At 68.3% G+C, this 14,565-nt stretch carries 12 protein-coding genes; 9 read left to right on the top strand and 3 right to left on the bottom strand.

The window, feature by feature from the left end; genetic code table 11:
* Nucleotides 1-121 precede the first annotated feature (121 nt).
* Entirely contained in the window at nt 122-898 is a 777-nt protein-coding gene (locus M673_RS21150; RefSeq protein ID WP_061978727.1) for a FadR/GntR family transcriptional regulator, read from the bottom strand.
* Between the two features lie 153 nt (nt 899-1,051).
* Between M673_RS21150 and M673_RS21155 the strand changes: the two genes are divergently transcribed.
* From M673_RS21155 to M673_RS21185, 7 genes are all read left to right on the top strand, one after another.
* A complete protein-coding gene (locus M673_RS21155) occupies nt 1,052-2,035 on the top strand; it encodes an arabinose ABC transporter substrate-binding protein (protein ID WP_061978728.1) in 984 nt (327 codons plus the stop codon).
* 207 nt (nt 2,036-2,242) lie between these two features.
* The gene (gene araG / locus M673_RS21160; RefSeq protein WP_061978949.1) at nt 2,243-3,757 is read left to right on the top strand and encodes an L-arabinose ABC transporter ATP-binding protein AraG; all 1,515 of its coding nucleotides are present in this window, start codon (nt 2,243-2,245) and stop codon (nt 3,755-3,757) included.
* 3 nt (nt 3,758-3,760) lie between these two features.
* Nucleotides 3,761-4,711 (top strand): L-arabinose ABC transporter permease AraH, encoded by a 951-nt coding sequence (gene araH / locus M673_RS21165; RefSeq protein WP_061978729.1) that lies wholly within the window; start codon nt 3,761-3,763, stop codon nt 4,709-4,711.
* A 4-nt stretch (nt 4,712-4,715) separates the two neighbouring features.
* Nucleotides 4,716-5,612 carry an aldose 1-epimerase gene (locus tag M673_RS21170; protein ID WP_061978730.1) on the top strand — a complete coding sequence of 299 codons (897 nt, stop codon included), beginning with the start codon at nt 4,716-4,718 and terminating at the stop codon, nt 5,610-5,612.
* Nucleotides 5,609-6,757, top strand: coding sequence for a galactonate dehydratase (gene dgoD / locus M673_RS21175; RefSeq protein ID WP_061978731.1), 1,149 nt, complete (start codon nt 5,609-5,611; stop codon nt 6,755-6,757). Before M673_RS21170 ends, dgoD begins: the two co-directional genes overlap by 4 nt.
* A gap of 32 nt (nt 6,758-6,789) precedes the next feature.
* Entirely contained in the window at nt 6,790-7,569 is a 780-nt protein-coding gene (locus tag M673_RS21180; RefSeq protein WP_061978732.1) for an SDR family oxidoreductase, read from the top strand.
* A 399-nt stretch (nt 7,570-7,968) separates the two neighbouring features.
* Nucleotides 7,969-8,382: a winged helix-turn-helix transcriptional regulator gene (locus M673_RS21185; protein WP_082639971.1), complete on the top strand. Its 414-nt coding sequence runs from the start codon at nt 7,969-7,971 to the stop codon at nt 8,380-8,382.
* A gap of 158 nt (nt 8,383-8,540) precedes the next feature.
* On the opposite strand, the gene M673_RS21190 is transcribed toward M673_RS21185, so the two are convergent.
* Nucleotides 8,541-10,598 (bottom strand): methyl-accepting chemotaxis protein, encoded by a 2,058-nt coding sequence (locus M673_RS21190; RefSeq protein ID WP_061978733.1) that lies wholly within the window; start codon nt 10,596-10,598, stop codon nt 8,541-8,543.
* Between the two features lie 180 nt (nt 10,599-10,778).
* On the bottom strand, nt 10,779-11,180 hold the full coding sequence (locus M673_RS21195) for a VOC family protein (RefSeq protein ID WP_061978734.1): 402 nt from the start codon (nt 11,178-11,180) through the stop codon (nt 10,779-10,781).
* 410 nt (nt 11,181-11,590) lie between these two features.
* Between M673_RS21195 and M673_RS21200 the strand changes: the two genes are divergently transcribed.
* Together M673_RS21200 and M673_RS21205 are read left to right on the top strand one after the other, a co-directional pair.
* Entirely contained in the window at nt 11,591-13,951 is a 2,361-nt protein-coding gene (locus tag M673_RS21200; protein ID WP_061978950.1) for an EAL domain-containing protein, read from the top strand.
* Nucleotides 13,952-14,118: 167 nt separating this feature from the next.
* Nucleotides 14,119-14,541 (top strand): thiol-disulfide oxidoreductase DCC family protein, encoded by a 423-nt coding sequence (locus M673_RS21205; RefSeq protein WP_061978735.1) that lies wholly within the window; start codon nt 14,119-14,121, stop codon nt 14,539-14,541.
* The last annotated feature ends 24 nt before the right edge of the window (nt 14,542-14,565 follow it).

Genomic DNA, 14,565 nt, shown 5'->3' on the forward strand with positions numbered 1-14,565 from the left:
AAAGACTGGAATAGCGACCCTCGTCGGCGTGTTTTTTCTACCCCTCGACCGGGCAGCGAATCCAGAAGTTGCCGGTGCTTGCAGGCTCGACCCGGACGAGGCCGGGTGTGCAGCATCCGGTTCACCCCTGCCTGTCCCGCACGAGGCGCTTCAGGTCGCGCGCGGCGGTGTCCAGCATCTGTTCGGACGCGGCGCGGGCGGCCTTGCCGTCGCGCATGCGCAGGGCCTCCACCAGCCGGCCATGCACCGCGACCGCTTCCAGATGCGACGCCACCGAACTGTTGGAACGGTCCAGCGCCCGGGTGAGGGCGGCGTCGATGACCGCGGATAATTGCGCGAAGACGAGATTGCCGCTGGCCCGCAGGAGGATGCGGTGGAACTCGGCGTCGGCCGCCGTGAAGGCGGCGTCATGGCCGCGCTCGGACGCGCGCATCGTCTCCCAAGCGGCGTTGAGGGCCGCGATGTCGGTCAGCGTCGCGCGCTCGGCCGCGAGTTCCGCCGCGAAGGGCTCGACCGCGCGCCGCGCCTCCAGCACCGCCGACAGAAAGGCCGCGTCCACCACCGTGTCCCCCATCCAGTCGAGGAGGTCGGCGTCGAGGAGGTTCCAGTCCGCGCGCGCGCGAACCAGCGTGCCGGCCCGGGCGCGGGAGCGCACGACGCCTTTCGACTCCAGCGTCTTCAAGGCTTCGCGAACCACGGTTCGGCTGATCGAGAACTCGGCGCAGAGATCCTGCTCCCTCGGCAGGGTCGAGCCTTCGGCGAACCGCCCCTCGGCGATGGCCCGCGCCAGGGCGGCAACGAAATCGCGCCCGACCCTCGGTCTCGGCCCAGGCTTCGACCCGGGCTTCGACCTTGCGCGCGAAGCGGGCGCGACACTCTCTTCCTGCGCAACGGGCATGCTCGGTCTCCGCATTGAACTTCGCTTGTCATCCATTTCGGTGGGTCAGACAACCACGGATTTATGTCATACATTGCGATTGACCGGTCAGACAGAATCTCTCTAGGATGCGCTTGCGCTGTGGGAGCGGCGCCAGTCCACCGGGAGGCGAAGATGGCATTCACCAAACAGGCAATTCTGGCAGGCGCGGCGATGCTGCTGGCGCTGGGCGCCGCGGCCGCGCAGGACGTCAAGATCGGCTTCATCGTGAAGCAGCCCGAGGAGCCGTGGTTTCAGGACGAATGGAAGTTCGCCCAGGCCGCGGCCAAGGAGAAGGGCTTTACGCTGGTCGAGATCGGCGCCGAGGACGGCGAGAAGGTCCAGGCCGCGATCGACAATCTCGGTGCGCAGGGCGCGCAGGGCTTCGTCATCTGCACGCCGGACGTGAAGCTCGGCCCCGGCATCGTCGCCAAGGCGGCGGCCAACGATCTGAAGGTCATGACGGTGGACGACCGGCTGGTGGACAATGCCGGCCAGCCGATCGAAACCGTGCCGCATATGGGCATTTCCGCCACCAAGATCGGCGAGACGGTGGGGCAGGGCATCGTCGACGAAATCAAGAAGCGCGGCTGGGACATGGCCAAGGTCGGCGCGATCAAGGTCTCCTACGACCAGCTGCCGACCGCCGTCGACCGCGTCGCCGGGGCGACCTCGGTTCTGGAGAAGAGCGGCTTTCCCGCCGCCAACATCTTCAACGCGCCGCAGGCCAAGACCGACACCGAAGCGGCGCTGAACGCGGCCACGACGGTGGTGAACGCCCATCCCGACATTCAGCATTGGGTCGCGGTCGGCCTCAACGACGAGGCGGTGCTGGGCGCCGTGCGCGCGACGGAGGGCGTCGGCATTCCGGCGGCCAACGTCATCGGCGTCGGCATCGGCGGCGCGGAATCGGCGATCAACGAGTTCAAGAAGCCGACCGACACCGGCTTCTTCGGCACCGTCATCATCTCGCCCAAGCGCCACGGCTACGAGACGGCCTCCAACATGTACGATTGGATCGCCAACGGCCGCGAGCCGGACAAGCTGATCCTGACCAGCGGCGAGCTGGCGACGCGCGCCGACTACGCCAAGGTGCGCAAGGATCTCGGCATCGAGTAAAGGCCCCGCCGGCGCCCGTCGAGCCGGCGGGCGTCAGGCCCGCCGGTCCGGTCTCCGTGCCGGATGGGCGAAGACCGGGCTGCCCGGCAAAGGTCCGCCGTGTTCGCATCGCGCGGCTCGCCCGGCGATGGTGTGGCTCGTCCGACCCTTCCGGCGAGCGTGCCAAGCCTCTTCCCGGTCCACAACAGACTCCAACGCGGCGCGGCCATGGCCCTTCTCGAATTCTCCGACATCTCGAAATCCTATCCCGGCGTCAGGGCGCTGTCGGGCGTCGGCTTCTCGATCCCCGCCGGGCATGTCCACGGCCTGATGGGCGAGAACGGCGCGGGCAAGTCGACGCTCATCCGCATCCTCTCGGGCGACGCGCGGGCGGATGAGGGCGCGATCCGCATCGAGGGCGCCGAGCAGCGCTTCGGCCAGGCGCGCGACGCCTTCGACGCCGGCGTCGTCGTGGTGCACCAGGAATTGCAGCTCGTCCCGAACCTCTCGGTCGCCGAGAACCTGAAGCTCGGCCGGTTTCCGAACCGGGGCGGGGTCGTGTCCTTTCGCACCCTGTTCGAGGAGGTGAGGGCGACGCTCGCCGAGATCGGCATCGACGTCGATCCGCGCGCCAAGGTCTCCGGCCTTTCCATCGGCGAGCGCCAGATGGTGGAGATCACGAAGGCGGTGATGATCGACGCCCGGATCATCGCGCTCGACGAGCCGACCTCCTCCTTGTCCTCGCGCGAGAGCGAGATCCTGTTCCGGCTGATCGGCAGGCTGCGGGATTCCGGCAAGGTGATCCTCTACGTCTCGCACCGGCTGGACGAGATCTTCCGCCTTTGCGACGGGTGCACGGTGCTGCGAGACGGCAGGCTCGCCGCCCATCACGCCACCATGGAGGGCGTGACGCGCGAGCGCCTCGTGTCCGAGATGGTGGGGCGCGAGATCGCCGACATCTGGGGCTGGCGACCGCGCCCGATCGGGCCGACGCGCCTTGCCGTCGAGGGCCTTCGCGGCGCGCGCGTGCCAGAGCCCCAGAGCTTCGAGGCGCGGGCGGGCGAGATCACCGGCTTCTTCGGCCTCGTCGGCGCGGGCCGCTCCGAACTCATGCGGCTGGTCTACGGTGCCGACCCCGCGAGTGGCGGGCGTGTCGTCGTGGATGGCGAGGCCTTCGCGGCGCCGAGCCCGCGCCGCTCGATCCGCGCCGGGCTGGTGCTCTGCCCGGAGGACCGCAAGGCCGACGGCATCGTGCAGGGCCGCTCGGTGGCCGAGAACATCGCGATCTCCTCGCGCCGCCACCATTCGCCCTTCGGCATCGTGCGCCCGGCGCGCGAGGCCGGGACGGCCGACCGTTTCATCGAGACCCTGCGCATCCGCACGCCCTCGCGCCGGCAGGACATCGTGAACCTGTCGGGCGGCAACCAGCAGAAGGTGATCCTCGCCCGCTGGCTGTCGGAGCCCGACATCAAGGTGCTGATCGTGGACGAGCCGACGCGCGGCATCGATGTCGGCGCCAAGGCCGAGATCTACGAGATCCTCTATGCGCTGGCCGACAAGGGCATCGCCATCGTCGTCGTGTCCAGCGAACTGCCGGAGGTGATCGGCATCTCGGATCGGGTCCTGGTGATGTGCGAGGGGCGGATCGCGGCCGAGTTCCAGCGCCCCCAGTTTTCCGAGGCCGCGCTTCTCGCCGCCGCCCTGCCGGACCAGACCACGCCCCGCTTCGCCGAAAAGGCCTGATTCATGACCGCCACGATCAAACGCGTCCTGCTCGGCGAGCAGGGGCTCCTCGTCCTCTTCGCGCTCGCCTTCGCCCTCGTTTCGCTGACGGTCCCCAACTTCCTGACCGAGCGCAACATTCTGGGCCTGCTCCAGTCGGTGGTGACGATCGGCATCGTCGCCTGCACGATGATGTTCTGCCTTGCCTCGCGCGATTTCGACCTGTCGGTCGGCTCGATCGTCGCCTTTTCCGGCATGGTGGCGGTGATGGTGTCGAACGCCACGGGCTCGATCCCGCTCGGGCTCCTCGCCGCCCTCCTGGCGGGAAGCTTCGTCGGCTTCGTCAACGGCATCGTCATCGCCAAGCTGCACATCAACGCGCTGATCACCACGCTCGCCACGATGCAGATCGTGCGGGGCCTCGCCCTCATCGCCTCCGACGGGCGTGCCGTCGGCATCAACGATCCCGCCTTCTACCAGCTGGCGCTCAGCCGCTTCTTCGGCGTGCCGACGCCGGTCTGGATCATGCTGGCGCTCTTCGCCGTCTTCGCCTTCGTGCTCAATCGAACCGTCTTCGGCCGCAACACGCTGGCGATCGGCGGCAACCCGGAGGCCTCGCGGCTGGCCGGCGTCGATGTCGACTGGGGGCGCATCGGCATTTTCGCGCTGCAGGGCCTCGTCTGCGCCGTCGCCGGCATTCTCCTCGCCTCGCGTATCACCAGCGGCCAGCCCAACGCCGCGACGGGGCTGGAGCTGTCCGTCATCTCGGCCTGCGTGCTCGGCGGCGTTTCGCTGGTCGGCGGCCGGGCGACGATGAGCGGCGTCATCGTCGGCGTCCTCATTCTCGGCATCGCCGAAAACGTCATGAACCTCCTCAACATCCAGGCCTTCTACCAATATGTCGTGCGCGGCCTGATCCTGCTCTTCGCCGTGCTGCTCGACAATCTGCGCTCGCGCACGCTGGGAAGGCGCTGAGCCGGTGGGCGTCCTCCAGCTGGCGCGCGAGGGTCTCGAGGCGCGTGTCTCCACGAAGGGCGGGCGCATCCTCGGCCTCGACTGGCGCCACGACGGGGGCGAGCGCACGTCGCTGCTCTGCCCGGCGGCGGAGGGCGCGGGGCCGGAGGCGCGCTCGGCCTTCGCGCTCCTGCCCTTCGGCAACCGCCTGCCCGGAAACGCCTTCCGCTTCCAGGGCCGGGAGCACCGGTTCCGCCCTAACACGCCCGATCCGTTCTATCTCCATGGCGACGGCTGGCTGGCGGACTGGCGCCTGGAGGAGGCAGGTCCGGACAGGGCGCATCTCGCCTTTCGGCACGAGGGCGAGGCCTATCGCTACGACGCGCGCCAGGAGATCGGCATCCGCGACGGCGGGCTCCACATCGCCCTGTCGATCACCAATGCGGGCGAGGCGCCCATGCCCTTTGGCCTCGGCTGGCATCCCTTCCTGCCGCGCACGCCGCGAACGCGGCTTCAAACGGATGCGAAGGGCTTTTGGACCGAAGCGCCCGGCCATCTGCCCGGCGCGCCCGCGCCGCTGCCCGCCGATCTCGACTTCGCCGCCCCGGCACCGCTGCCGGCGCGCTGGGTCAACAACGCGCTGGAGGGCTGGGGCGGGCGGGCCAGCGTGGTCTGGCCGGAGCGCCGCGCCGGCCTCGCGCTATCAGTCGATCCCGTCTTCGCCCATGCCTTCCTGTTCCTGCCCGACCAAGCCTTCTCGCCTGCGCAGGACTGGTTCTGCTTCGAGCCGATGACGCATCTGCCGGGCGGGCACGATCGGGCCGATCTCGGCGGTCTCGCCCCGCTGGCGCCCGGCGAAACGCTCGCCGGCACGATCCGCCTCACCCCTTTCTCGCCGCCTGCGGAGACCGATCGCCCATGAAGATCACCAAGCTTTCGACCTTCATCGTGCCGCCGCGCTGGCTCTTCCTGAAGATCGAGACGGACGAGGGCATCACCGGCTGGGGCGAGCCGGTGGTGGAAGGGCGCGCGCTGACCACCGAGGCGGCGGTGCACGAACTGGCCGACTATATCATCGGCAAGGACCCGCTGCTGATCGAAGATCACTGGAACGTACTTTATCGCGGCGGCTTCTATCGCGGCGGGGCCATCCATATGAGCGCGCTGGCGGGCATCGACCAAGCCTTGTGGGACATCAAGGGCAAGGCCTTCGGCCAGCCGATCCATCAGCTGCTCGGCGGCCAGTGCCGCAACCGGATCAAGGTCTATTCCTGGGTCGGCGGAGACCGGCCCTCGGATGTCGCGGCCAAGGCGCGCGAGGCGGTCGCGCAGGGGTTCAAGGCGGTCAAGATGAATGGCTGCGAGGAGCTTCAGATCGTCGACACGTTCGACAAGGTGGAGCGGGCTGTCGCGGCGGTGGCCGCCGTGCGCGAGGCCGTCGGCCCCCATATCGGCATCGGCGCGGACTTTCACGGCCGGGTCCACAAGCCCATGGCCAAGGTCCTGGCGCGCGAGCTCGAACCCTACAAGCTGATGTTCATCGAGGAGCCGGTCCTGTCGGAAAACCGCGAGGCGCTGGCCGAGTTCACCAAGCACTGCTCGGTGCCGATAGCGCTGGGCGAGCGGCTCTACTCGCGCTGGGACTTCAAGGGCGTGCTCCAGGACGGCCATGTCGACATCATTCAGCCCGATCTCAGCCATGCCGGCGGCATCACGGAATGCCGCAAGATCGCGGCCATGGCGGAGGCCTACGACGTGGCGCTTGCGCCGCATTGTCCGCTCGGGCCGATTGCGCTCGCGGCCTGCCTGCAGATCGACGCGGTCAGCTACAACGCCTTCATCCAGGAGCAGAGCCTCGGCATTCACTACAACCAGGGCAACGATATTCTCGACTATATCTCCACCCCCGAGGTCTTCCACTACGAGGACGGATTCGTCGCCATCCCGCAAGGGCCGGGGCTCGGCATCGAAGTGAACGAGGACTATGTCGTCCGCCGCGCGGCCGAGGGGCACCGCTGGCGCAACCCCGTCTGGCGCCATGCCGACGGCAGCTTCGCGGAATGGTGACGGGTCGAAGGCGGGGAAAGGGAGGCGGGGCGATGGGCGAGCGGCTTCTGGGCAAGCGGATCATGGTGACGGGCGCGGCCCAGGGCATCGGCGCGGCGCTGGCGCGCGCCTTCGCCCGCGAGGGCGCCGCGCTCCTGCTTCTCGATCGGGACGAGGCGCTTCTGCGGGAAGCGGGCGCAGCCTTGGCGGGCGAGGGCGCGCGCCTCGTTCTGGTCGGCGCCGACATTTCGGACGCGCTCGCGATCAAAGCGGCGGTGGAGCGGGGAGGGCGCGAGCTCGGGCCGATCAACGCGCTCGTCAACAATGCCGGGATCAACGTCTTCGCCGAGCCGCTGGCCTCGAGCGACGCCGACTGGGACCGCTGCTTCGACGTGAACCTCAAGGGCGCGTGGAACTGCTGCCGGGCGGTTCTACCGGGGCTGATCGAGGCGGGCGGCGGGGCGATCCTCAACATCGCCTCCACCCATGCCTTCACCATCATCCCGCACACCTTTCCCTATCCGCTCGCCAAGCACGCACTGCTCGGGATGACCAAGGCGCTGGGCCTCGAATACGCCGCCAAGGGCGTGCGCGTGAACGCGCTGGCGCCGGGCTATGTCGCGACGCAGAAGGTGATCGACTACTGGAATTCCTTTCCGGACCCCGCGGCGGCCCAGGCGGACACGCTGCGCCTTCACCCCGGCGGGCGCATCGCGACGCCGGACGAGATCGCGCTCGCCGCCGTCTTCATGATTTCCGACGAATGCCCCTTCATGAACGCGACCTGCCTCACCGTGGACGGCGGCCTCAGCGTTCAACAGCATCCGGCCTGAGAGCTTGCGCGTCGCAGCGGCGGCAAGGTTTCCCACGAAGGGGAGGGGCCACCACCGGACGACCAGCGTCAGCTTGCCCTGCCGGATCTCGTCGTGGACAGGGATCAGGCCCGCCGCATGAACGCGGACGAGAACCCTCTCCTGAGGTGGCATCGCGTCAGAACGCCATGGCCGCGAGCGGGGGCGCCGACGGGTAGGTGCCGGCGTGGCCGGACCGGTGGCCGGAGCCTGCGGTCTGGCATCCCGCCAGGGAAAGGCAGGCGAGCAGGATCATCATGGTGCGAGCCATCGGAGGTGTCCATCTGGGGCAAGGTCGCTGGAGCGACGCGGGGATGGCTCCGATTTCCGATGCGAGGTACGATTTCACAAGTAGGCAAGAAAATCGGACCTAGTTTGAAAATGGATACGATCGGCGTTTCCGGGCGCGAACCCGTCTGCATTCCCTCCGTCGAGGAGGTCGCGGAGTTCCGCCGGGTGGTCAACACGGTGATCGGCAAGTGGAAGATCGACATCCTGTTCGTCCTCCTCGCCGGCCCGAGACGGTTCGGCGAGCTGCGCCGCCTCTTGCCGGGCATCACGCAGACCATGCTGACCTCGCAGCTCCGGGCGCTGGAAGCGGACGGGCTCGTCGGTCGAACCGCCTTCGCCACCATCCCGCCTCGGGTGGACTACGAACTGACCGGGGCCGCCTACGCCCTGAAGCCGATCTTCGCTGACCTCGTGGGGTGGTCGAGGAACCGGAAGGGGCTGGCGCCAAGCGTTCAAGGAGTTTGCGCGACGGCCGAGGAAGGGTGGGGAGCCCAAGACGCTTAGGACTGTCCGAGCGCGGCGTGCGCTGACAACTGGCTCCGCCGATTTGCAGTCTATCCTATTGAAAAAGCGGATAGAATTCGTAGCTCATAATATGCGTTATGGAACATAGATGGCGATGTGTCGGCAGGCTACGTGAGGCTGGCCGACTTATCCCTGGTTCACGCGCTCTGGCGCTCGAACTCGCCGTCCAGGTCGAGCGCGATGCCCTCGTTGGCGGGCGGGGCGGCTGCGCGCGGCTTGGCGGCGTGTTTGGCGCCGAAGGCGCTGACGCGCTCCTGAAGCGCGCGAACCGCTTGGCTGCGTTCCTCGCTCGCCATGGCGGCGCGCGGACGGGCGGGGCCGGTGCGGAAGAAACCGGCGCGCTCGGCCAGCCGGCTCGCCTCTTCCGACAGCTGCGAGGCGGTGACCGCCATCTCGTTGGCCGACCCTGCATTGGCCTGCGTCACCTGATCCAGCTGGACGATGGCGAGGTTGATCTGCTCCAGTCCCACGGACTGCTCGCGGCAGGCCGCCGAAATCTCCGACACGAGTTCGTCGGTGCGCTGAATGGTCGGCACCAGTTCGCTCATCTTCTGGCCGGCGGCGGAGCTCAGAACCAGCGTGCCCTCCGTCAGCTTCTCGATCTCGATCGCGGAACTCTGCACCCGCTCGGCGAGCTTGCGCACTTCGGAGGCGACGACCGCGAAGCCCTTGCCGTGCTGGCCCGCGCGCGCGGCCTCGATCGCCGCGTTCAGCGCCAGAAGGTCGGTCTGGCGGGCGATTTCGCGCACGTCGCGGACCTTCGCCGCCACCTGGCTCATGGCCGCCGCGGCTTCGGAGGCGTTGTGCTCGACATCTTCCGCCAGGACACGGGCGTGCTTGGCCATCTTCTCGGTCTGGGCGGCGCTTTCGGCGTTCTGCCGGACGTTGGCGGTCATCTGCTCCACGGCCGCCGAGGCTTGCTCGCTGGCGGCGGCCTGCTCGGTGGAGCCGGAGGAGAGATGCTCGGCCGTGGCGGCGGAGCGAGTGGAGCCGGAGGCGACCAGCTGCGCCGAACTCGTCACGTCCGACACGATCTCCCGCAGCTTGGCGGTCATCGCCGCCATGGCGCGCTGAAGCTCGGCGACCTCGTCCTTGCCCTCGGGAGAGACGACGCCGGACAGATCGCCGAGGCTGATCGCGTTCGCGGCCTCCACGGCGTTGCGCAAGGGGCGCGAGATCAGGCGGCGGCTGAGAAGAACGACGAGACCGACCACCACGACGAGGCTGAGGGCGATGCCCGCCAGCATGGTCAGCGCCTGGCGGTTCGCCGGCCCGAGGATCGCGGCCTGCGGCACGTCCACCACCATCACCCAGCTGGCGTTCAGGTTCGGCATGTCGAAGGGCAGGAACAGGCGCTGGAACACGGCGCCGTCCGCGCCCACCATGGACGCGGCGGTGACGGCGGTGCGGCTTGCGAGCGCCGCTTTCAGTTCGGCGCTGCCCTGGCCCTCGCCATAGGGCTTGGTGCGAAGGCTGGCGTCCGGATTGGCGATCCAGTCTCCCTTGCCGGACAGGAGCGTCACGGCCCCCTCCCCGAAGGGCTTCAAGGTGAGAAGACGGGCGGACAAGCCGCCGAGATCGACGTCGAGCCCCAGCAGGCCGATCAGCTTGCCGGCGGAGGAAACCGGCGCGGAAAGCGAGGAAATCAGCACCCCTCGCCCTGTCGAGCTTTCCACATAGGGGGACGAGATCGCGAGCTTGCCAGTGCTGGCGGAGGCCGTCCACCAGTCGGCCTTGTAGTCGTCCTTGAAGGTCGAGAAGCTCATGCTGGTGGCGTTGTCGCGCGTCCAGTAGGCGGCCAGGATGCCGTTGGCGTTGGCGCCGAGCTCCTTGTTGTCGCGCACGTCGTCCTGTCGGCCGTCGAAGGCCTTGGGGCTTTCGATGAACCAGCTGCCGAAGGCGGTCGGGAAGACTTCGAGATTGCGCTTGAGAGCCGTCAGAAGCTCGGGGCGGCCAAGCTGCCCGCCGGCATGGCGCTCGCCCAGGAGAACCGAGGCCGAAACGAGGCCGCCGCTATACTGGTAGAGTTCGGTTTCCACGACATGGGCGGCGCTGTTGGCTTCGCTGAGGATCGTGCGCTGCGCGTTCTCCACCGCGCTTTCGCGCGCGGCGTTGGCGAGATAGGCGGCGCTGGGAAGCAGCGTCACGGCCAGCCCGGCCCCGATGCAGGCGATGAATTTCATGCCGAGCTTCATGCCATCGCCTCGCGTGTAACCCGCCGTCTTTGCGAGCGAAGTCTAGGCACGAGACTCTTAAGGCCGCCTTCCCGCCATTAGCCGGGACCATAATTTTGGGCGATGATCGGGCTCGCTCGGCCCGGCCGGGGCGACAAGCGGAATCGAACCGCCCGCCGCCCCAACGAATACCCCCGTGGCTCAGTTGCCGTCGGTGAACGTGTAGGCGCAGAGCTTGTTGCCGGCGGGGTCGCGGAGATAGGCGGCATAGGCGCCGGGCAGATGGCCGCGCGGACCGGGCGCGCCCTCGTCCGTGCCGCCGGCGGAAAGGCCGGCGGCATGGAAGGCGTCGACCTCCGCCGTGGTGGCGGCCGCGAAGCCGATCGTCACGCCGTTGCTCGTCGGCGCTTCGCCATTGCCCGGGCGCGCCACGATGAAGGCGGGCTTGTCGCGGCCGTAGAGCACCCAGCCATTGCCGAACGGTCCTAGATTCTTGACGCCTAGGGCGCCCAGCGCCGCGTCGTAGAACTTCGTCGAGACCGCGACGTCGGCGGCGCCGATCATCGCATGCGAGAACACGTCGTTTCCTGAAATAACGGCCATACAATCCTCTTTCAAACCGATGTTGCGAACGCGCGGGCGGAGACACGAGGCTCCGCCGTCCGCGCCTGTTCGATGATGTCAGCGAGCCTCGGCCCGGTGGGTCCGGCGGACGCTGCCTCGAAAACCTGTCTGCTCCCTTCCTCCGATCGGGACGGATCGGTCCGACCTCGGTCCCGACACCTTGCGGGGCGCCAAAACGGGATCGATAAGGTCGGACCCATTCCGAACCCGATCGCGGGAGTTTGAGCCTCGATCCCGCCATGGGACAGGACGAACGCGCCATGAAAGGCCGTTGATTGCGTCATGTCGCGGAAAGGGTTCGTCACCGACAGAGACCGTCTGGAAGACGAACCATCTGTTCATCCTATTAATTTACGCGAATGCGAGGGATCGTCGTCCATAGCTCGGCGATGATCCCAGCCCTCGTCGGACTGGCCGGCGACCATTCGTTCGGCTTCGTCCTCGCCGCCCTCGTCCTGTGCATCGTGGCCGGCTGGCTCGTCGCCAAGCTGATGCGCGGCGTTGCGCAGGCCCGGCCCGGCCCCCGGAGGCGCTGGCTGGCGGGAACGGCCCTTGTGGCCGGACTTGGTGTCTGGACGACGCATTTCATCGCCATGCTCGGCTGGCGGCCCGACAGGGACGCCGGTTTCGACGGGCGCATGACGATGCTCTCCGTCGTCCTCGGCGTCTTGCTGGTCGGCGCCCCGCTTGCCCTATCCGCGCTTTGCAAATCCCGGCGCCTGCGGGTTCTCACCGGAGCGGCGGCGGGACTTGGCATCGGCGCCATGCATCACGCCGGAATGGCGGCGGTCCAGTTCTGTGTCGTCACGCATTCCTCTCTCATCGGCAGCCTCAGCACCGCGATCGGGGTCGGCTGCATGGCGATGGCCTGCGGATTGTCTCCCCGCACGAGAGCGTCCTTTGCCGTTTGCGCGCTCTTCACCACCGCCGTCGCCGGGACTCACTTTATGGCCCTTGCCGGAACGCGGCTGGACTGCGTCGCGGGCGCGGGGAATGGGCCGCACGACAACATCACGCTCAGCGTCTTCGTCGGCATCGGTTCCGGCGTCGTGTTTCTCGGGGCCTTCCTGACGATCCTCATGGCGAAGCGCTTCGAGGCGCAGGAGCAGGCCCACTCCGCCGTTCTGAGGACCGCGCTCAACAATATGTCGAACGGCCTGCTGTTTCTCGACGCGAATGGCCGCGCGCGCCTCTACAACCGGCGCTATCTCGAAGTGTTCGGCTTCCAGCCCGACACCGATCTCACCGGCCTGACGGTGAACGAGATCGTGGCGCGGGTGGCCGACGGCAACGGCTGGTCGGCGGCGCGGCGGGAGCAGGCCAGCGCGCGTCTCGACAAATGGCGCAGCCTCGCCCGCTTCACGCAGATCGACTATCCCATGGACAATGGTCGCATCATGCAACTCGAGATCCGCCCGCTCGACGAGGGCGGCACGGTGATCACCTTCGACGACGTGACCAAGGAGCGCGAGGCGCAGCGCCATGTGGCGCAACTCGCCTTCAGCGACCCGCTCACCAAGCTCGCCAACCGCCGCGCGCTGAGCGCGCGCCTGGAGCGCGACGTCTCCGCCAAGCGGCGTTTCCATCTGCTTCTGATCGATCTCGACCGCTTCAAGTCGGTCAACGACACGCATGGCCATGCGGTCGGCGACAAGCTCCTGATCCAGGTGGCCGAGCGCCTGACCGAGATCGCCGGGAAGATCGGCTTCGTGGCGCGCCAGGGCGGCGACGAGATGGCCGTCCTTGTCTATGGCGACAAGCCGCAGGGCCTCGCGGTGGCCGGCGCGGTCATCGCCGCGATCTCCTCTCCCTTCCGCATCGACGAGCTGACGGTCGAGATCGGGTGCAGCATCGGCATTGGCTGCGCCGAGGACTCCAGCGACGCTGCCGATCTCATGCAGTTCGCCGATGTCGCGCTCTACGAGTCCAAGCGGCAGGGGCGCGGCCTGGTGAGCTGCTACACGCACGGCATGCTGGACGCGATCACCGAGCGGGGGCAGCTCGAAGCCGACATGCGGCACGCCATCGAGCGCGGCGAGATGCATCTCGTCTACCAGCCGGTCCTGGCGCTGCGTGACGACCGGCTGATCGGCTACGAGGCGTTGATCCGGTGGGATCATCCAATGCTTGGCGCGCTTTCGCCGGCGCGCTTCATTCCGCTGGCGGAGGAAACCGGCCAGATCGTCGCGATCGGCGCCTGGGTGCTGGAGGAGGCCTGCCGGCAGGCGGCGGACCTGCCGGACGAGATCTATGTCGCGGTCAACGTTTCGCCCGTCCAGTTCCAGTCGCCGCTTCTCCTGACCCATCTGACGCAGGCGCTGGCGCAAAGCGGCCTGCCGGCCCGGCGGCTGGAAATCGAGTTGACCGAGACCGCGATCGTGCGCGACGGCGTCGGTATCGCCCAGACGTTGAACGCCATCCGCCGGCTCGGCGTCACGGTGGCGATGGACGATTTCGGGACGGGCTACTCCTCGCTGGCGCACCTGCGCGACTTCCCCCTCGACCGCATCAAAGTGGATCGCTCGTTCGTCGCGACCGCCGAGACCGACCCGCACTCCCTGGCCGTGCTGGAGGGCATCACCCATATCGCCCGCCGCCTCGGCGTCGCGATCCTGGCGGAGGGCGTGGAGACGGAGGCGCAGCTCCAACTCATGCGCGACATCGGCTGCGACGCCGTCCAGGGCTATCTAGTCGGGAAGCCGGCGCGATTGGCGCAGGACCAGCCGCCGCCGGCAGCGCTCTCGGCGTAACGACATCGGCGGCGCCGGCCCCGGTTCGAAGGTTGTGCTTCGCCGTTGGCGGCCGATGGGCTCGGATGATCCGTTGACGGGCCGCCTCCGGCGATGGGGCGACAAGCGGGGACGTTAGGGAGGTCCACTTCTCTCATGCCGCCGAAATCGGCTATAGGTCGGGCACGATGACCACGCCCCGCCCAGCAACGCCCGCCACCGGTCCCATCATCCTTTTCGACGCCGAATGCGTCCTGTGTTCGGCCAACGCCCGGTTCGTCCTGGAGCGGGACCGAAAGGCCGTGTTCCGTCTGGCCTCCATGCAGGGCGAGGTCGGGCGGTCCCTTTATCGCCGGCACGGGATGGACCCGAACGATCCCGCCAGCTTGCTCGTCGTGGACGGGGAGCGGATGCGCCGGGACAGCGACGCCGTCCTCAGCATCTACGAACGGCTCGGGTTCCCGTGGTCGCTCGTGCGGGTGTTTCGGATCGTGCCCGCCGCGCTGCGCGACCCCGTCTACCTCCTCGTCGCGCGCCATCGCTATCGCCTGTTCGGCCGGCGGGACACGTGCTGGGTGGCTCCGCAACGATACAGGGACCGCATCCTGTGAAGCGTTCCGCACGCGGTCTCCCGC

The organism is Aureimonas sp. AU20, assembly GCF_001442755.1.
Taxonomy (GTDB): Bacteria; Pseudomonadota; Alphaproteobacteria; order Rhizobiales; family Rhizobiaceae; genus Aureimonas.